14 protein-coding genes and 1 pseudogene are annotated in these 19209 nt (G+C 56.3%); 12 read left to right on the plus strand and 3 right to left on the minus strand.

Annotated features, from left to right (window positions below; translation table 11 throughout):
• On the minus strand, positions 1 to 468 hold a 468-nt coding region (locus BF12_RS0114665; RefSeq protein WP_156941186.1), incomplete at its 3' end, for a transposase.
• A gap of 268 nt (positions 469 to 736) precedes the next feature.
• Here BF12_RS0114665 and BF12_RS0114670 point away from each other — a divergent pair.
• Entirely contained in the window at positions 737 to 2389 is a 1653-nt protein-coding gene (locus BF12_RS0114670) for a nitrite/sulfite reductase (RefSeq protein ID WP_024952925.1), read from the plus strand.
• Positions 2382 to 2936: a DUF934 domain-containing protein gene (locus BF12_RS20390; RefSeq protein WP_035160278.1), complete on the plus strand. Its 555-nt coding sequence runs from the start codon at positions 2382 to 2384 to the stop codon at positions 2934 to 2936. Before BF12_RS0114670 ends, BF12_RS20390 begins: the two co-directional genes overlap by 8 nt.
• 130 nt (positions 2937 to 3066) lie before the next feature.
• Here BF12_RS20390 and BF12_RS21790 read toward each other — a convergent pair whose 3' ends face one another.
• Both BF12_RS21790 and BF12_RS0114685 read right to left on the minus strand, forming a co-directional pair.
• Positions 3067 to 3240: a DUF2970 domain-containing protein gene (locus BF12_RS21790; protein WP_084488139.1), complete on the minus strand. Its 174-nt coding sequence runs from the start codon at positions 3238 to 3240 to the stop codon at positions 3067 to 3069.
• Positions 3241 to 3615: 375 nt separating this feature from the next.
• Positions 3616 to 3954, minus strand: a complete 339-nt coding sequence (locus BF12_RS0114685; RefSeq protein ID WP_156941187.1) for a hypothetical protein — start codon at positions 3952 to 3954, stop codon at positions 3616 to 3618.
• 450 nt (positions 3955 to 4404) lie between these two features.
• Here BF12_RS0114685 and BF12_RS0114690 point away from each other — a divergent pair, with 450 nt between their 5' ends.
• From BF12_RS0114690 to BF12_RS0114735, 10 genes and pseudogenes are all read left to right on the plus strand, one after another.
• Positions 4405 to 6600: a cache domain-containing protein gene (locus tag BF12_RS0114690; protein WP_024952927.1), complete on the plus strand. Its 2196-nt coding sequence runs from the start codon at positions 4405 to 4407 to the stop codon at positions 6598 to 6600.
• A 327-nt stretch (positions 6601 to 6927) separates the two neighbouring features.
• Positions 6928 to 7719 (plus strand): FadR/GntR family transcriptional regulator, encoded by a 792-nt coding sequence (locus BF12_RS0114695; RefSeq protein WP_088743879.1) that lies wholly within the window; start codon positions 6928 to 6930, stop codon positions 7717 to 7719.
• Between the two features lie 41 nt (positions 7720 to 7760).
• Positions 7761 to 8909, plus strand: coding sequence for a galactonate dehydratase (gene dgoD / locus BF12_RS0114700; RefSeq protein WP_024952929.1), 1149 nt, complete (start codon positions 7761 to 7763; stop codon positions 8907 to 8909).
• 119 nt (positions 8910 to 9028) lie between these two features.
• The gene (locus BF12_RS20395; RefSeq protein WP_345917425.1) at positions 9029 to 9775 is read left to right on the plus strand and encodes an SDR family NAD(P)-dependent oxidoreductase; all 747 of its coding nucleotides are present in this window, start codon (positions 9029 to 9031) and stop codon (positions 9773 to 9775) included.
• Positions 9772 to 10808, plus strand: a pseudogene (locus BF12_RS20400) (2-dehydro-3-deoxygalactonokinase). The gene BF12_RS20395 and the pseudogene BF12_RS20400 overlap by 4 nt, the downstream one beginning before the upstream one ends.
• Before the next feature lie 27 nt (positions 10809 to 10835).
• Entirely contained in the window at positions 10836 to 11450 is a 615-nt protein-coding gene (locus tag BF12_RS0114715; RefSeq protein WP_024952930.1) for a 2-dehydro-3-deoxy-6-phosphogalactonate aldolase, read from the plus strand.
• A gap of 74 nt (positions 11451 to 11524) precedes the next feature.
• On the plus strand, positions 11525 to 12448 hold the full coding sequence (locus BF12_RS0114720) for an SMP-30/gluconolactonase/LRE family protein (RefSeq protein ID WP_024952931.1): 924 nt from the start codon (positions 11525 to 11527) through the stop codon (positions 12446 to 12448).
• 115 nt (positions 12449 to 12563) lie between these two features.
• Positions 12564 to 14807, plus strand: a complete 2244-nt coding sequence (locus BF12_RS0114725; RefSeq protein WP_024952932.1) for an alpha-galactosidase — start codon at positions 12564 to 12566, stop codon at positions 14805 to 14807.
• 64 nt (positions 14808 to 14871) lie between these two features.
• A complete protein-coding gene (locus tag BF12_RS0114730) occupies positions 14872 to 16869 on the plus strand; it encodes a beta-galactosidase (protein ID WP_024952933.1) in 1998 nt (665 codons plus the stop codon).
• Between the two features lie 637 nt (positions 16870 to 17506).
• Positions 17507 to 18895, plus strand: coding sequence for a GntP family permease (locus BF12_RS0114735; protein ID WP_024952934.1), 1389 nt, complete (start codon positions 17507 to 17509; stop codon positions 18893 to 18895).
• Positions 18896 to 19209 lie beyond the last annotated feature (314 nt).

The following is a 19209-nucleotide window of genomic DNA, read 5'->3' on the forward strand; positions in this document are numbered from 1 at the left end:
TTTTTTTGACAGGGCCAACAGGGCCGCCGTCTCGGCGAGGGCCTTGTCCTTGCGGTGCAGCTCGCGCTCCAACTTACGGAGCCGCTTATGCTCCGCTTTGCGAGCCTGGCGTTGTTGCTTGGCCTGCGCTGCCACGTCGTCGTTGGCGTTCATGCAGGCATCCCGCCAAGCCTCCACCTGCTCGGGGTAGAGCCCACGCTCGCGGCAATAGGCGCTGAGTTCGGCCCCGTTCATCGGGGCCGTCTCCAGGACGATCTGGAACTTCTCTTGGCTGGTCCACTGGTCGGGCTGGGTGGAACGTGATGGCAAAACTTGTCCTCGTTCTCTGGCCTGTTTCCGCCAATTGTAGAGGGTTGTTGCGGTGATGCCTTCCTGTTCGGCTAATTCCGGGATGGTCATGCTCATAGGCGGCGCCATCTTCTTGAGGATGGCTTCCTTACGCTCTGTGGAATAACGCACGTTGATCACCTCTCAATCCGTTTAGGTGACAACTACGCTGGCAGATAGGGTATCCATGCCGCCTCAGCTTACAAGGCCATCTCTCTTGACGAGGTGGTCTTTTCTTTTGGCAAGGCTGGAGGCACACTTCGGACACCTTCTTCATAACGTGATCGTCGAAAACTATGATGATTTATTCTTTTAAAGAATAAATAATAAAAGGTAAGGTGACCCAAGCATCAACAAGATTCGCATCAGTGGATGACCACCTGATGCCCGACCGTAGGACACACCTGACATGTATCGCTATGACACCTATGACCAGACACTGGTCGACGAGCGGGTAGCTCAGTTCAAGGACCAGATGGATCGCTATCTGGCCGGTCGTCTGGGTGAGGAAGAATTCCGCCCTCTGCGCTTGCAGAACGGCCTCTATATTCAGCGTCATGCTCCAATGCTGCGTGTTGCTATTCCCTATGGCATGTTGAGTGCAGTTCAGCTCCGTGCCTTGGCCAATATCAGTCGTCGCTATGACCGCTCCTACGGTCACTTCACGACTCGCCAGAACCTTCAGTTGAACTGGCCGAAAATTGAAGATGTCCCTGCCATTCTTGGTGAATTGGCGCAGGTCGAGATGCATGCTATTCAGACCAGCGGCAACTGTATTCGCAACACTACCACTGACCAGTTTGCAGGCATTGCGGAAGACGAGACTGTTGATCCGCGCCCATGGTGTGAGCTGATTCGTCAATGGTCTACCCTGCATCCCGAATTCGCCTACCTGCCGCGCAAATTCAAGATTGCGGTGACGGGTGCCAATGCTGATCGCGCGGCGATCCAGGTTCACGATATCGGTATTCGCCTGACTCGTGGTGATGACGGTAGCGTCAAGGCTACCATTCTTGCCGGTGGTGGCTTGGGTCGCACACCGATGGTTGGCGATATCGTGCGCGAAAACCTCGACTGGCAACATCTGTTGACCTACCTGGATGCCATCGTGCGCGTCTATAACCAGTGGGGGCGCCGCGATAACAAGTACAAGGCGCGCATCAAGATCCTGGTCAAGGCACTAGGCATTGAAGAATTCCGCACGCGTGTCGAGAAAGAATGGGCTCACCTCAAGGATGGCCCTGAAACACTGACTGACTCCGCCGTCACGAATGCTACCGGCTATTTCCCGGAGCCAGCACGTCGTGATGTCAGCGAAGATGCGATCAATGCCTATGAAGCACTGCGCGTCGAGAACCGTGCATTTTCTCGCTTCGTGACCAACAACGTCGTGGGTCACAAGGTGCCAGGCTACAAGGCCGTCACCCTTTCCCTCAAGCGGCGTGAACTGGCGCCGGGTGATGTAACAGCAGATCAGATGGACGCTGTCGCTGACCTGGCAGAACAGTACGGATTTGGTGAGCTACGCGTAACTCACGAACAGAATCTCGTGTTGTCCGATGTACCGGTCGATGAACTGGAAACGCTGTGGAAAGCGCTTGATACGCTCGGCATGGCCAATCCGACCGTCGGCACGCTGGCAGACATGATCTGCTGCCCGGGTGGTGATTTCTGCTCACTCGCCAATGCGAAGTCCATCCCGATTGCTCAAGCACTGCAAGATCGCTTTGAAGATCTCGACTTCCTGTATGACCTGGGTCCGTTGGACCTCAATATCTCTGGCTGCATGAATGCCTGCGGGCACCACCATGTCGGCAATATTGGTATTTTGGGTGTCGACAAGAAAGGCTTGGAGTTCTATCAGGTATCTCTCGGTGGCCGTAGTGACGACAATGCGACGATCGGCAAGATTCTCGGCCCATCGTTCAATGCAGAAGATATGCCCAATGTCATCGACAAGGTACTTCAGGTCTATGTCGAACAGCGCCTTGAAGATGAAGTCTTCGTCGATACCTATCACCGCATCGGCATGAAGCCGTTCAAGGAGCGGGTCTATGCCTGAGGTCACAGTGGAAATGACACCAACAAGAGAGTTGAGTGATCTTCGCCAAGGAGGAGTGATTCGTCAGGATCAGCTTGTGATTGAAGATGCCTGGCAGATCGTACGCCTCGATGAAGAAGGCAACTTGCCCTCTTTTGAGCAACCTGCACTTGTACCACTGACGCACTGGCTTGAATCAATAACAGCAGGAACTGCGCGTGAGCAACTGGCGCCATGGCTTCCAAGCGATACCGAGCTGACATCAGAACTCGGTGAAGCATTGTCAGGCACTCCGCTGCTGGCAATCGACTTCCCGGGCTTCAATGATGGTCGTGGCTATACCATTGCGCGCTTGCTGCGTGAGCGCTACGACTACCGTGGTGAAATCCGTGCAATAGGCGATGTTTTGGTCGATCAGCTGTATTACATGGCCCGCTGTGGCTTCAATGCCTTCCACCTACGTGATGACCAGTATGTTGAAGACGCCATGTACGCACTGTCATCTTTCAGCGTGAGCTACCAGACTAGCGTTGATCAGAAGACCCCGTTGTTTGCTCGCCGCGGATAGATCACGGCCATACTGATCACAAAGTGATAGTTCATCACACAAAAGCCTCACAGGCCGGATATATCATCCGAATCGTGAGGCTTTTGTGCGTCTGTGCCGGAAAGTGATTTTGGCAAGTGCCTCGGTCACGCTAGCCTGCAATAAATGTCGCCAACAGCGCCATACCGCCGACCAGTAGTGCAGCCATTACCAATCCGATGACAAGAAAATCAAGCAGATGGCCCTGCTCGAAATCACGCTTTCGATTAGCTTCCTTTTGCACACCAATAAATGCAGCAAGCACGGATTTGACTTCATTTATCATGATCGCCTCCCCTCAGGTGATCGCACTCAACTCATAATCTGACTTGATAGTTGGTCACGCACACGCTAACACCAATTCCCAGCAAGCTCTCATCATCCAGCCTATGCAAAGCACCAGATGAACAGCTCTAATCATTAGCATGCTTGGGCTGTGATCACACATCCCTTTGCCTACTCATACTATTGGTCACAATCAGCATAAATACCAGGCACAGATACATGGATGCCCAGGATAGACATGGCTCTCAGGACAGGAGCTCACAGATGGACTACAGAATGACTTAATTGATAATCAACACGAGATGCCAGACAACATAACGCCCAGCCTTCATAGAGAGAAAGGCCGGGCGTTATGTTGTCTGTCTATCACACAGCGTCAGTCAGACGTTGTACGGAATTCGCTCAACTCACGCAGCCAGGTGTGGGCTGCCTTGCGATCCAGATCAAACTCCGCAATCAGGCTCTCAAGACGTGCCATGAATTCCGCTTCCCGCTGTTGGGCGCGTTCTTCAGCATCAGACACTTTCGGCTCTTGTGGAGTTGAAGGTTTTGAGGAGCGATCAAGAGCATTCAGCTCTTCAGACAATGCTTTTTCAAGTTCATCAAACAAGGCGCGCTGCTTGCGAGCACTTGCAATGATTTTTTCATCTTGTCGGTTCATGCACGATTTTCCACTATTGATCTTGTCGACAACAAGAAGACCTGAGAAGTCCACTGCAGGTAATGGTGTACCCCATGACGCATAAAACGTCAGTAGGAAGGCACCCTGCAGGATGACCTCGAATCAAGGTGTTAGGCAGGCAATATTAGGGGAATATGCCCGAATAGCAGATATCTTCTTGAAAGCCATACTCATCATGCCCCTTTCAACGCCTGCTAGCAAGCCTGTCGTCATGCTGGCCAATCCACTCTATACGTAGCATAAACCAGCTTGGCATCGCGTGGGTAAAATCCGTAGCGTTTGCACAATACTGTCATCTCACTGCCGTTCTGACAGGCGACAGGCTATGCTCGAGGTCATCAGCACTCAGACGTCGTTTTTGGACGCCGAAGTACAACTCATGGATGAAGTGATGTGATGATCCAGGATAGCGATCCCTCCCCACCCAATATCGACACCTCAGACCCGAAACGCCGATCGTTGGCACCAATGGATTTGACGGGCATGCCCCTGCGCCACTGGTTAGGGCTCACCGTACTGACCTGCGCGTCGCTAGGCGGCCTACTGGTATTTCTAGAGTCGGAAAATCGCGAACTAGACACCCTGAATGCGCAGGCGATACAAACGCTGATCCTGCAGGAGCGCAAGCATCAGGCAAGCCTGCTGGTAGAGCAAACACTAAGCGTCATCTCTACACGGCACAGGGATTATGAGCACCGCCTACAGCGTATGCTGATCACTACCATGCGCGCCCCCTTTCTGGGAATTAGCCACCTGAGTGGTCGTGATCGCTCTTTCATCAGCACTGAGCTACTACGTCAATTCCCCGATCTGCGCATCAATCCGGACTGGATCTCTATCGAGCAGTTACCCACCAATCTACTTCCTGCGTGGTGGTCAGCCGACCTGAATCTCCGTCTACAGGCAAGCGAGCGTAAACCGCAGTTTCTACGTGGCGCTGATACGGGTCTGATTTTTGCCGTCCCCATTCAGCGCGGAACGGACACTAGCGGGGATGTACATCGTAATCGCACTCATTCTACGGCCGGCTGGACTCTCGTACACATCGATCCAAAGATGGTGGCATTTCTCGTTTCGAGCGAACTTCGACAGTCCCTGCATGCCGGCCTCGATGAGAAAGAGAGTCGCTACGTCTGGATCAACGAAATCCTCGAATCCAATGGTGGCGAAAATTATGCCCGCCGCTTGATTCACCCTCTACTACCTGAGACGGAAGGCGCGCTGCTGTCCACCCACTACCGCGATGCCAGTGGCCGTTATCCCTATCAGGTAGAGCTTGACGGTGTACTACGTGGTAGCGGCGTCTTCTTTGATTATCGTTTCCCCAAGAATCCGGGCGCAAAGCAGGAAGCCAAGACTGCCTATGCAGCGCTCTATCCTCCCTTTGGTTGGATAGTAGCGAGTGGCGTCTATCTTGACGATATCAATATGGCAGCTTCACAAGCGTATGAAGCCACCATGGAGGATAAACACGCGCTTGAGCGTTGGCACTTCCTCATCACGCTTGGCGTCACCATGCTGTTGTGCCTAAGCATCGGCTATACGCTCCTGCATCAGCTTCGTATACGCCAGAGGAAGATGCGTAAGCGTATGAATCTTCTGGAGAGAAAGCTTGAACAACGGGGTGAGGACAGACTAGTGGCAGCGCTGCAAGTCATCAGAAATGAGCGCTGTCCAGAGCGTGTAGGCGATGACCTTATCGTGGCGGATTACGTGACGCGTGTTGCCACGGGACTGGCACTGGATGATGAAGAAATTGCTGGATTAGAGCGTGCCGCACTACTTTACGATATCGGTAAACTCGCACTACCCGATACCTTGCTAAAGCCACGTCATCAACTCTATTTTGATCAGGCCCAACTGCTGCGGCAGCATGTCGATATCGGCAGCCGCTTGCTGGCAGATGCACTGATGGCCCCCTACGAAGCCGACTTGCTGTGCGCGAGCCAACGCTATATGCCCAGCATGAGTGCCACGCCTTCCAATGCGACAGTATCTGGCTCCCCAATGTCGAGTACGCGTGTCTCGCCAGGTCCAAGCATATTGGCGCTTGTCGTACAGATAGTGGAGCTGGTCAGACATTCACACCTCAGCGCAGCCGAAGCAATTAGCGAGATTGAACATCGTCCTCAGCAGCCTTTCATGGCGGAAGTCCTGCACATGACCCGCACAGTCATGGCAGAGCACCCCATTTCTCAATCGGATGCCACGCATCATCGGCTGAAGCCGCTGCAAATAGAGCGGCTTGCACTCCATTGGCGAGACAACGCCACCGGCTGCTTCAATCGCTGCCTGCTAGACGCCTTTCTTGAGATGTTGCTGACACGCGGTCAGGTAACGATGACGGGTAGCGTCACTCTATACCACCTGCGACTACGCGCATCGATGGATGCCGCAGTACTGGATCAGCAGTTCGGACCTCAGTTGAATGCCTACTTTTATCCCCTCAAGGTCTTCCACCTTGCCTCTAGCCATTTCATGGTGCTGGCTAGCGAGCATACGGATGACACCACAGCAGGTAATTCACCATCACTGCCTTCGCAGGAAACGCTACAAACACTATTGCTCTCGCTGGAGGGTACTGCTCGCCTGGAAATGACTCGGCACTCTCTGTCGTGTGCGCAGTCCATGCATGACTGGCAAGCCCGCATTGATCATCTTGTCAAAGATAAGACCTGATATCCCTTTCGCTTTAGCGCCTGCCCTCTTGAGCACTCGGTAACCTGACCCCTCAAGAGGACGGGCGCTATTCCTCATTCCACGAGTTCCACACCCCCGCCTTCCAGGATTTATTTTTCGAACGAACCCGCCGAGCTCGACACCTTCCTCTGAGCCCCCTCTCCCGGGATGCGTGAAACCCCGCGTGCATGAACCCAAGCTAAGCAGGTAGCAGACCAAAGTTGCATTCTGTTGTGCTTGTTCAAATGTCAGACATTTATTATTGTGAGTTCAGACATTTATCGCGCTTGGCATTTGCTTGGCGAAACGACGGCAAAGAGGCCACACGTGACCACATCCCCCTCCGTCACTGCTCCTGACCACGCGGCGGCAAATAGCGCTACGCCCAGCAGCATGGAAGCCATTGCAACCTGTATGGCGCGAGAAATTCTTGCCGGCGATGTTGGGCCTGGCGATAGCTTTCCGCGTGAACTGGACCTTTGCCAACGCTTTGATGCCAGCCGCAATCGTCTGCGTAATGCACTTGCCCAGCTCGTCAGCGCTGGCTTGCTGGAACGCACTGCAGGCCGTGGAACAGTAGTACGCACCATGAGTGAATGGCAGTTGCTCGATCCGCTGATGAGCCACTGGATTAGCGGGCTTCAAGGCATCAATCCGGATTTGATGCGCGAGATCTACGCTTTCCGCCTCTCGGTGGAGCCCTACGTCAGTGCCTTGGCAGCCATGAAAGCGAATGCACAGGACCTCGCACGCCTGGAACGCGCCTTCGAGGGTATGGTCAAGACAGCCAACGACACCACTCGTGACGCGCATGCCGAATACGATGTGGCCTTTCATGAAGCCATATATCACGCCACACATAACCTGGTGTGGACACAGCTCGGCAGCCTGCTGCGCCCCTCCATCAGCCAGCTGATCCAATCAACTCAGCAAGCGGCGCAACAGCATGATCACAGCCATCATCGTGCCAGTCTTGATCGCCACCGCGCGGTGATGGAAGCCATTCGATTACGCCAACCTGATATGGCACGCACCTGCGCCGAGCGAGTACTCGAAACTGCCGCGCGTGATCTTGGTTTCGGCCAGGACCATCCACGTCTCGCAAGCCCGTCTTACTGACTCTCATCGACTTCCGTACCGCACACTAAAAGGATATTTCCATGAAAATCACCCGGCTCAAGACCTGGCAAGTACCGCCGCGCTGGCTGTTTCTGAAGATCGAGACCGATGAAGGTTGCTACGGCTGGGGAGAACCGGTCATCGAAGGACGCGCTGCGACGGTAGAAGCGGCCGTGCATGAACTGTCTGATTATCTTATCGGTCAGGATCCACGCAATATCGAGCACCTGTGGAACGTGATGTACCGCGGTGGCTTCTATCGTGGCGGTCCGATCCTGATGTCAGCGATTGCCGGCATTGATCAGGCGTTGTGGGACCTCAAGGGGCGTGATCTGGGAGTGCCCGTACACCAGCTGCTGGGCGGCCCGGTGCGTGACAAGATGCGGATGTATGCCTGGACCGGCGGCGATCGCCCGTCCGATGTCGGCGCAGGTGCCAAGGCGCTGGTCGAACAGGGCTTCACGGCCTTCAAGATGAATGGCACGCCGGAAATGCAGATCGTCGATTCACACAAGAAGATTGATGATGCTGTAGCGCGCGTGGCTGAAGCACGCAATGCCGTCGGTCCGGATGTCGGGATTGGTATCGACTTCCACGGGCGTGTCCATCGCCCCATGGCCAAAGCACTGCTGCGTGAGCTCGAGCAGTTCCATCCGATGTTCATCGAAGAGCCAGTCGCGCCAGAGCATCTACCCTCACTCAAGCATATTGCCGAGGGTATCTCGACGCCCATCGCCACCGGCGAGCGCCTGCACACCCGCTTCCAGTTCCGGGACCTGCTGGCGGACGGCATGGTCGATATCATCCAGCCCGATCTGTCCCACTGCGGTGGCATCAGCGAAGGCTTCAAGATTGCCACCCTGGCCTCCGCCTACGATGTGGCACTCGCGCCGCATTGTCCGCTCGGCCCGTTGACGCTGGCCGCCTCTCTTCAATTGGATGCGGTATGCCACAACGCCTTCATCCAGGAGCAGAGCATGGGTATCCACTACAACAAGGACAACGATGTTCTGGATTACCTGGTCGACAAGGATGCGCTGTTGATCAAGGACGGCTTCTGCGCCATTCCTCAAGGTCCGGGACTCGGTGTCGAGATCGACGAGGCCTTCGTCGAAGAGCGCGCCAAGGTCGGTCACCGCTGGCGCAACCCGGTCTGGACTCACGAAGACGGTTCCGTCGCCGAGTGGTAAGCAGTACCGAACGCCATGCACTGAATATGACAGGCCATGCGCTTATGCCCTGTCTCAATGAAAGAGAGAGTCTTCATGACTGAGACCGTATCCACCACTGCCCCGACTTTTGCCGACTTTTGCTATCCAGACCTCAGCGGCGCGAGTGTCTTCATCACGGGGGGCGGCTCCGGCATTGGTGCAGCATTGACCGAGGCTTCCTCGCGCAAGGGGCTAAGGTCGCCTTCGTCGGTCTGTCGGACGCCAGCGAATTCTGTGACGCAATGGAGGCCAGGTACGCCAGTCGTCCGCTCTTCATTGCCTGCGACATTCAAGATATCGAAGCGCTGCAAGCGGCGGTCACACAGGCGCGCGCGGCGCATGGTCCCATTGGCGTATTGGTCAACAATGCGGCTCGTGATACCCGCCATACGCTGGAAGACTGGACGGTGGAGCAATGGGATGAATCCATCGCCACCAACCTGCGCCCACAGTTCTTTACCGCACAGGCTGTTGCGCCTGATATGCGCGCGCTTGGCGGCGGCGCCATCATCAATCTGTCTTCCAATAGCTATATGCTAGGCCTTGGCGGCTACCCCACTTATGTAACTGCCAAGGCTGGCATCATGGGCCTGACCAAGGCGCTGGCACGTGAGTTGGGACCGGATGCCATTCGCGTCAACTGCCTGATTCCAGGCTGGGTCATGACCGAGCGTCAGCGCGAGCTGTGGGTCAATGACAAGGACCTCAATGAGTGCATTGATCAGCAATGCCTCAAGGAAGCCATTCCTGTCGAGGACATGATCAACCCGTGTCTGTTCCTCGCCTCTACCGCCTCTCGTATGATGACAGGTCAGCCGATGGTCGTTGATGGGGGCCGAGTGTGAGCGCCCTACCGTCCTCCGTCTCATCCTCCCTTAGTATTTTTCCCAATTGGATCGCCGTCGATTGGGGGTCAAGCAACCTACGCGTATGGGCGCTGGATGCCGATCACAAGGTCATCGCTCAGGCGAGCAGTTCACGCGGCATGTTGGGACTGGCCGCGGATGAGTTCGAGGATGTGCTGCGAGTGCTGATTAGCGACTGGCTGCCGTCAGATGCCTCTGCCACATCTGCCCCAGATGCCATACCGGTACTGATCTGCGGCATGGCCGGCGCCCGCCAGGCTGGGTCGAAGCCGCCTATCTATCCCTGAGAGCGGACGAGGACGTATTGGCCGCACTTGGCCAACGTCTGACAGCAGTCACGACCCGTGATGCGCGGATGGATGTCCACATCGTGCCGGGCGTGTGCCAGCACCAGCCTGCCTTCGACGTCATGCGTGGTGAAGAGACACAGCTGGCGGGGCTCGTCGCGAGCCAACCCCACTACAGCGGCGCAGTGTGCCTGCCAGGCACTCATGCCAAGTGGGCACATCTCGACAATGGCAGAATTACCGGCTTCAACACTTTCATGAGTGGCGAGCTCTACAAGCTGCTCAGCCAGGACTCTGTCCTTAAACACTCTGTCCTCAAACATTCCGTTGCTGGCGGTGACCTCACAGATCAAACGCAGCGCAGCGCCTATCTCGATGGTATCGACACAGCACTCGCCACCCCCGAACGTATCACCGCCGAGCTATTCGGGATTCGTGCTCGTGATCTGCTCGACACACGCCTTCCCAGCGATACGAGCCGTACGGCAGTGTTGAGTGCGCGCTTATCCGGACTGGTGCTCGGTCTCGAACTCGCGAGTGCCACGGCTTCACTACCCGAGAATTCACTGGTCACATTGATTGGCGATGCCGTGCTTTGTCAGCGCTACCAAAGTGCGCTGGAGCACCTCGGCTACCGCGTGTCCATCGCTGCCAATGCCGACATGATACTGGCCGGCTTAGGACAGATTCACCACGCACGCCCCGCCAATCGCACTGTCACCTGACACCCTCACTTTGTATTGGAGATATTCATGAGCCTTCCCCTGGTTGCCATTCTGCGCGGTGTTGCACCGCATGAAGTCATCGCCATTGCTGATGAAATCATCGCCGCTGGCATCACGCGCATCGAAGTACCGCTCAACTCTCCGGAGCCACTCATCAGTATCGCTGCGCTGGCCACGCACTGTGAAACGCATCACGACAGCAAGATTCTGATCGGTGCTGGCACCGTGCTCACTGTGCAACAGGTGCGTGACGTTCATGCCGCAGGCGGTCGTTTGATCGTGTCACCCAATGCTGATGTAGAGGTCATCCGTGAGAGTCGTCGTCTGGAGATGGTCTCGATGCCCGGTATCGTCACTCCGACAGAAGCTTTCGCCGCCGTCGCTGCCGGCGCCTCGGGTCTCAAGCTGTTCCCCGCAACCCAGGTGGGTATCACTAACATGAAGGCCATGCTGGCAGTACTGCCCGCTGGGACCGACCTTTATGCCGTTGGCGGCATCGGCACCGACAACTTTGCCGAGTGGCGTGCAGCAGGTGTGCATGGTGCAGGCTTAGGCACCGCCATCTACTCACCTGGCCTGACGGCGACAGATGTCGGTGTCCGCGCACGCGCACTGGTGGCGGCCTGGGTAGCTGCAGACTGAGAATGAAAGAGCACCACGAGATGCATCTCAACTCAAGAGCGACAACCAGACGATAACGACAAGGAGAGTGCCGGATGACGCAATCACCGTCTCTGAGCGAGGCCACTAGCTGCGTGGCCAGTCATTGTGAACTTGGCGAAGGGCCCGGCTGGAATGCCAACACAAACGAAGTGCGCTGGATGAATATTCTGGCCAGTGAACTTCATCACGCTGCCGCCGATGGCAGTCGGCACCGCATCACGGCACTTGCTCGCAAGACCTCCTACGCAGCACTCACTACTGAGGGTGATTACCTGCTGGTGGCCGAGCATCAGCTGTCACGCTTTGATCCAACCACTGGTGAGTTAGCGGACTTTCTCCCGTTTGAGACCAACCATTCTCCGGCGACGCGCAGCAACGATGCTCGCGTCGACACTCACGGTAGTCTGTGGCTGTCGAGCATGGGCCTGAACGCAGAAGCTGGTGCAGGCAGCCTCTACCGGCTGCACCGTGGGCAGCTGACGCGTCTGATGAGTGGCCTGAGCATCCCCAATGCACTGTGCTTCTCACCCGACGGTCGCTACGCCTACTTTAGCGATACCACCACCGGCCAGGTGATGCGCTGGATGCTGGATGCCGATGGCTGGCCGCTCTCCGCTGCTGGCAGATACGAGGCACCTGAAGTCTGGGCTGATCTGCGCGAATCGGGCGGAAATCCGGATGGGGCCATCATCGATAGCGAAGGTCATATGTGGATCGCCTTGTGGGGCGCTGGCCGCGTGGCGCGACTGGATCACGAGGGGCGCGAGGTTGCCCACGTGACACTGCCCGTCAGTCAGCCGTCGTGTCCGCTACTCGGTGGCGAATCACTCGATATCCTCTATATCACGACCGCCTACGAAGGCATGCCGCTATCAACATCCCAGGCTGAGAGTACGCAGAACGGCAACCTGTTCGCATGTGATCTGTCTGCTGCCGGTATCAAAGGGCTTGCTGAGCCACTGCTGATTCTTGGTTAACACTATTGTCCTGAAGCGATTTCAGCACGCTTTCTTTCACCAAACGCGCTCAGCACGTGCTTGTTCCACAAATGCTTTCAGCGACCCTCCTCATGGGTATCATCAAGGATTGATCATGTCGTTATCTTCCACACAGACACCTTCCTGTGTCACTCCCGATGCACACTGGTTGAGTGAGCAGCAATGGCTGAGCCTGAGTGCTGATGGCATACAGTTGCAGCTGGACCTCAGTGCTGGCCTTGTAACGCTGGCGCACTTTGGCCGTCAGACAGTGATCGACCCCGCGCAGCATCGACTGATGAGCGGCGCCGCGACACCACAGGCCAGTCTCGACATCCTGCCACCCAACACGCTGTTCAATGACGCTGGACAGGGCTTTGCCGGCCATCCGGCAGTGATGGGAGATCGTGCGGGCCACCATTGGCTCACCGACATGCGCCTACGTGAAGATGAGAGCGACAGGAATAGCGCCGTCGCTTGCTCGACAGACAATCACGGAGCGCATGCCCGGTTGACACTCATCGATCGCCTAAGTGAACTCGAGGTCGTGCTGTCACTGACGTTGACCCTCGAGGGTGTACTGCGCCAGCAGACGACACTGACCAATCACGGCAGCGCCGCCTATCGTCTCGAATGGCTGGCAGCCTGCTGTCTGCCGTTACCGGTCCGATTCGAGGAATGCATGAGCTTTGGTGGGCGCTGGGTACAGGAATTCACCGAAACACGCCACACGCTCAGCGAAGGGGCATTCACACTGGAAAACCGACGCGGCCGCAGCTCTCATCAGCGCGTACCGTCGTTGATCGTCGGGACTGAAGGCTTCAGTGAGCAACGCGGTGAGGTCATCAGCACGCATCTAGCCTGGAGCGGCAATCACCGCTTGCTGGTCGAGCGTCAATTTGACGGCAGCACACAGCTGCAGATGGGGGCGTTGCTGCTGCCTGGTGAGCAGGCACTGGCACCAGGTGAGAGTCTCACGACACCCGAAGTCGTGATGGCATGGTCCGACAATGGTATCAATGAAGCCAGTCAGCGCATGCATCGTACCCTGCGCGCACGTCTCGACTGGCCAACGGAAGATAAGCCACGGCCGGTACACGTCAATACCTGGGAGGCGCTGTATTTCGACCATGACGCCGCCAGACTGGATGAGCTGGTCACTGCGGCCGGCGACGTCGGCGCAGAACGCTTCGTGCTCGATGATGGCTGGTTTGTCGGTCGTGACGGCGAACGCGCAGCACTGGGCGATTGGTATCTGGATAAGGCCAAGTATCCTGACGGTCTCGGCCCGCTGATTGATGCCGTTCACGCACAGGGGATGGAATTCGGCCTATGGGTAGAGCCTGAAATGGTCAATCCGGACAGCGATCTCTACCGCGCCCATCCCGACTGGATTCTCGGTATTGAGGGACGTGACCAGCCTCTTGGACGCTACCAATGTGTACTGGATCTGACACGCTCTGACGTAGCGGACTATCTGTTTGCACGCCTCAATGCACTGCTCAGCGAATACCCGATCAAGTATCTGAAGTGGGACATGAATCGCGATCTGACTCACGCTGCCACTCAGTCAGGTGAACGCATCGGCATGCCGGCCGCTCATGCTCAGGTCGAGGCGCTTTATGGGCTGCTGGCGCGCTTGCGTCAGGCACATCCCACAGTGGAAATTGAAAGCTGCGCCTCGGGCGGCGCGCGCACCGATCACGGTATTCTGCGCCATACACACCGTGTGTGGACGTCGGACTGCAATGACCCACATGAGCGCACCCATATCCAGCGCGGTGCCAGCCGTTTCTTGCCTCCGGAGCTTCTGGGAGCGCATATCGGCCCGCAACATGCGCATACCACCTCGCGGCGTACGTCGCTGGCCTTCCGTGCCTCGACGGCTTTGTTTGGGCATCTCGGACTGGAGTTGGATGTCAGCCAGCTCGATCAAAACGAGCGCACGGCGCTACGAGTCTGGATTGAACGCTACAAGACACTGCGCGGACTATTGCACGCTGGTGTCAGCTGGCGGCTGGATTGCCTTGATCCCCATCAACATGCACATGGCGTGGTCAGTGCGGATGGCCGACAGGCGTTGTTCAGCATCAGTCAACTGGCGATGCCGCGTCATGCACTTCCCGCGCCGCAGCCACTGGCAGGCCTCACACCTGAAATACACTATCGCCTTGAGCTGGTGGAATTGCCGGAGCACCCGGAGCGCCGCATGAAGCAGCTCCCCGCCTGGATTCAGGCACAGCTCGACGGACAGACGATCACCGTCAGCGGGGAATATCTACTGCGTGATGGGCTTGCGCTGCCAGTGCTTGATCCTGATCAGACGATTCTCATACAACTAAGCGCAGTTGAGATGTAAATCTCTGCCATACCGTATTTCGCGTTACACGCTTCTCTCATGACACCTTTCAAGGATGATCCGTATGCAACTCGGCGTCTGTTATTACCCTGAACACTGGCCGCGTGAGCGCTGGGCACAGGATGCCCTCGAGATGGTCGAGGCGGGTATTCGTATCGTTCGCATCGGAGAGTTTGCCTGGAGCCGACTCGAACCGACCAGTGGAGATTTACACTTCGAATGGCTGGATGAGGCGGTTGATGTGCTCGCCAAGGCTGGCCTGAAAATCGTGATGGGCACCCCGACGGCCACACCGCCCAAATGGCTGGTAGATGCACATCCCGAGATTCTCGCCGTTGATGCGCAAGGCGACGTGCGCGGCTACGGCTCACGTCGTCATTATTGTTTCTCCTCGCCTGTTTACCGCACCCTCAGTGAGCGCATCGTGCGCCTGATGGCCGAGCGATACGCTCATCATCCGGCCATCATGGCGTGGCAGACCGACAACGAATACGGCTGTCATGACACGATCCTGAGCTATTCAGCTGCCGCACGTGCGCGTTTCCCCGAATGGCTGGAGGCACGCTACGGCACCGTACAGGCGCTGAATGATGCCTGGGGGACGGTATTCTGGAGCATGGAAGTCACTCGTTTTGATCAAGTCGAAGCACCAGTGGGCACCGTGACCGAACCCCACCCCGCCATCGTGCTCGACTATCGCCGCTTCTGCTCCGACATGGTGGTGGAATATAACCGCCTGCAGGTGGCTACCCTGCGTACGGCGGGTATCAGCGTCGATATCGTGCATAACTTCATGGGGTTGTTTACCGAATTCGATCACTTCGATGTCGCGCAGGATCTCGATATCGCCAGTTGGGACAGCTATCCGCTCGGCTTTCTCGAGCGTGGTGCCCATGACGAGGCCACCAAAGGATTCTATCGCCAGCAAGGTCACCCTGATTTTGCCGGTTTCCATCACGATCTCTACCGCGCCATGTGCAAGGGCCGCTGGTGGGTGATGGAGCAGCAGCCGGGGCCAGTCAACTGGGCACTCAGCAATGCTGCACCGCTGCCGGGCATGGTGCGGCTCTGGAGTCATGAAGCCTTCGCTCATGGCGCCGAGGTGGTCTCTTACTTCCGCTGGCGTCAGGCACCCTTCGCGCAGGAACAGATGCATGCAGGATTGCTTCGCTGCGACGGTACACCGGCATCTGCATGGACAGAACTGCTGCAGGTACGCGACGAGCTAGCAGCGATGGCTAGCCATGACGATGCAGCGGATCAGCACAGTACACCGGTGACTGAACGTGCCTCTGTCGCACTGATGTTCGACTACGCCTCCATCTGGGCTTGTCAGATTCAGCCACATGCCGAGAATTTTGATGCGTTGGAGTTACACCTCAGCTGGTACAGCGCCCTACGTCGCCTGGGACTCGATGTCGATATCGTGTCACCACGCGATGAAGTCATGGACTATCCGCTCATCGTGTTGCCATGCCAGGTCATCGCTGACGAGGCGCTCGCGACTCGCTTGAATGCCGCACGTGATCGCGGCAGCCGGATCGTCATCGGCGCACGTTCTGGCTCACGTACCCAAGACCTGCAGATTCCCGAGCAGCTAGCACCAGGAGCGCTTGCGACGTTGACGGGCGTCACGGTGGATCGTGTGGATGGTCTACGCCCAGCGACACATCCCACCATCACTCTCGCGAATGGTCATCGTGGCCATGCACTGCGATGGCGCGACCTACTGGACAGACAACGCACCACGGCCAGTGTTGTGATGCGCTTTGATGATGGCGAACCCGCAATTACTCACCAGCAAGGTATCAGCTATCTGACCGCCTGGCTGGACGAAGATAGCCTACTGGCACTCCTTGAGGCGGAATGTCGTGCGGCAAACATTGCCACATTCGCGCTACCACAAGGTGTACGTTTCCGTCGCCGTGGCGCGCTATGCTTTGCATTCAATTATGCCCCTGAAGCACGCTGGCTACCTGATGAGCTGGTAGCGGATGCGAGTTATGTGACAGGTGGCCAGCAACTACCCGCTGCAGGTGTCAGCATCTGGCGAGCAAGCTGAATTTTCATTACTACACAAATGACTCTGCGAGTTGCAGGGTGAACCTGTATAAGCGATTCTACAAATCAGCCAGTCAATCGTTCGGGACAACATCCAAAACGTGGATTACGGCGTATAACCTCCTGAACCTCTGTCGGATCTCGCGACCGATAGACTGTAAGATCGGATTGTGCGGCGCCCTAAGGGCGTCGCTTTTTTGTGCGTGTCAGAAGAGTTCTAAAGCTCGGTGGCCATACCCCTTAAGCCGCCCCTCTCGGCATATCCCGCCCTCATCCGAACCTGGCATTTCGCCACTACTGCTCCGAGATAGCGCTTCGTGTGAGCGCCAATACCTCTCGTGGCCCGAAAACCAGATTATTGTAAAATCTGGACGTGAATAAAGATAACGGTATATTTTATAAAGCAATCGCTGAGCTATATGATCCAAACTATTCCGCAGGGGCTTATACGAGCGGCATGCTGCCACTTAAGCCGCATTGTTCTCATGTCGGACAAACACTACCGTGTGCGACATGTCACTGCAGATCCTCCCATAAAGAGTAAAAACAACAGGCCACGCACCTGATTGCAGGACATGCGTCGTTAATGGCAGACGACACACCATGACTATAACGCCAACTACGAGATGTCCCCCTCCATGAGTATTCTTGCCATTCTGATCTCGCTCGGGCTGTTGATGTTCCTGGCCTACCGCGGTATCACCGTCCTGTTGCTCGCGCCATTGATGGCAGCACTTGCCGTCGTTCTTTCCGGCGATGCCGGTACTCTCCTTCCCAGCTATACCGTGACCTTCATGAGTCAGCTGGGGGGCTATCTGGCCAAATTCTTCCCGCTGTTCATCCTCGGTGCCCTATTCGGCCAGTTAATGGCGGATTCTGGTGCAGCGCATGCTATCTCTGAAGGTCTGGTCAAACGCTTGGGCACTCGCCATGTCATTCTGACGGTTGTCTTGGCCTGCGCCATACTGACGTATGGCGGTGTGTCGCTATTCGTGGTGGCGTTTGCGATCTACCCCATCGGTGCACAGCTATTCCAACGCACTGACACACCGAAACGCCTGTTACCCGCAGCTATTGCACTCGGCTCATTCACGTTCACGATGACAGCATTACCCGGCACGCCTGCCATTCAGAACGCCATCCCGATCCCCTACTTCCAGACCAACAGTTTCGCTGCACCGGGCTTAGGCATCATTGCCGGCCTGATGATGTTAGGTCTCGGCACTTGGTGGCTCAAGGGACGTGCCAGCAAGGCACAAGCCCAGGGCGAGAACTACGGGGTTCATCAGAATGAAGGTCTCGAGAAAGACTCAAGCCTCGTGGCCACGATGAGCATGACCGCCGCACTGGTCCCGCTGATCATGGTGATTGGCCTGAATGCGCTACTTACCTACCTCGTTTTCCCTCGCATCGATTTCTCCTACCTGGCCGAGTCCTTCCCTGATCTCAACCCCGCAGGTGCAACAGGCATGTGGTCAATCCTGATTGCATTGGCCACGGCATCCGCCTGGTTGATGATCTCGCGCTGGAAGCAATGGAACGACCTCAAGACAACGGTCAATAACGGCTGCTTTGGCGCGATGCTACCGGTATTCAACACAGCTTCAGAAGTCGGCTACGGCGCTGTCATTGCAAGTCTGGCGGGCTTTGCCATCGTCAAGGACGCCGTACTGGGACTCTATCCGAGTAATCCGCTGATTTCCGAAGCCGTTGCGGTCAATGTACTGGCTGGGATTACCGGATCATCATCAGGCGGCATGAGCATTGCGCTCTCGACACTGGGCTCGACTTACATGGAAATGGCCGTGAAAAGCGGTATTGATCCTGAGCTGATGCATCGAGTCGCCGCACTAGCCGCTGGCAGCATGGACACCCTGCCACACTCTGGCGCGGTCATTACCCTGCTGGCGATCTGCAAGCTGACACATCGCCAGTCCTATGGGCAGATGTTCATGATGACCGTGGCATTCCCGATGTTGGCGCTGATCACTGTCGTGACACTCGGTAGCTTGGTAGGCAGCTTCTAATCACCCTTGAATATGTAGCTTGAGCAATGATACATATTCAATCTGCCTGAAAGCACAACACCACCTCTTGAAGGTGGTGTTGTGCTTTACATTATTATTATAACTTCATGCACATGGATTCCGTGATGAAGCATCAATAGACGTGATCCCCGCTTATTCATGAGGCCGGCCTGAAAACGAAGATGGCGAGTGGTTTCTCTTGTAGAATCAGGATGTTCCTGCCAGAACACGATTCAAGAGGACCACTCGCCATGGGTGAAAGCCTATCCACCTGGACGCCCTCGTGCAACGGCTCTGTCCGTGTCGAGCTGAGC

Source organism: Cobetia crustatorum (assembly GCF_000591415.1).
GTDB classification, from domain to species: domain Bacteria; phylum Pseudomonadota; class Gammaproteobacteria; order Pseudomonadales; family Halomonadaceae; genus Cobetia; species Cobetia crustatorum.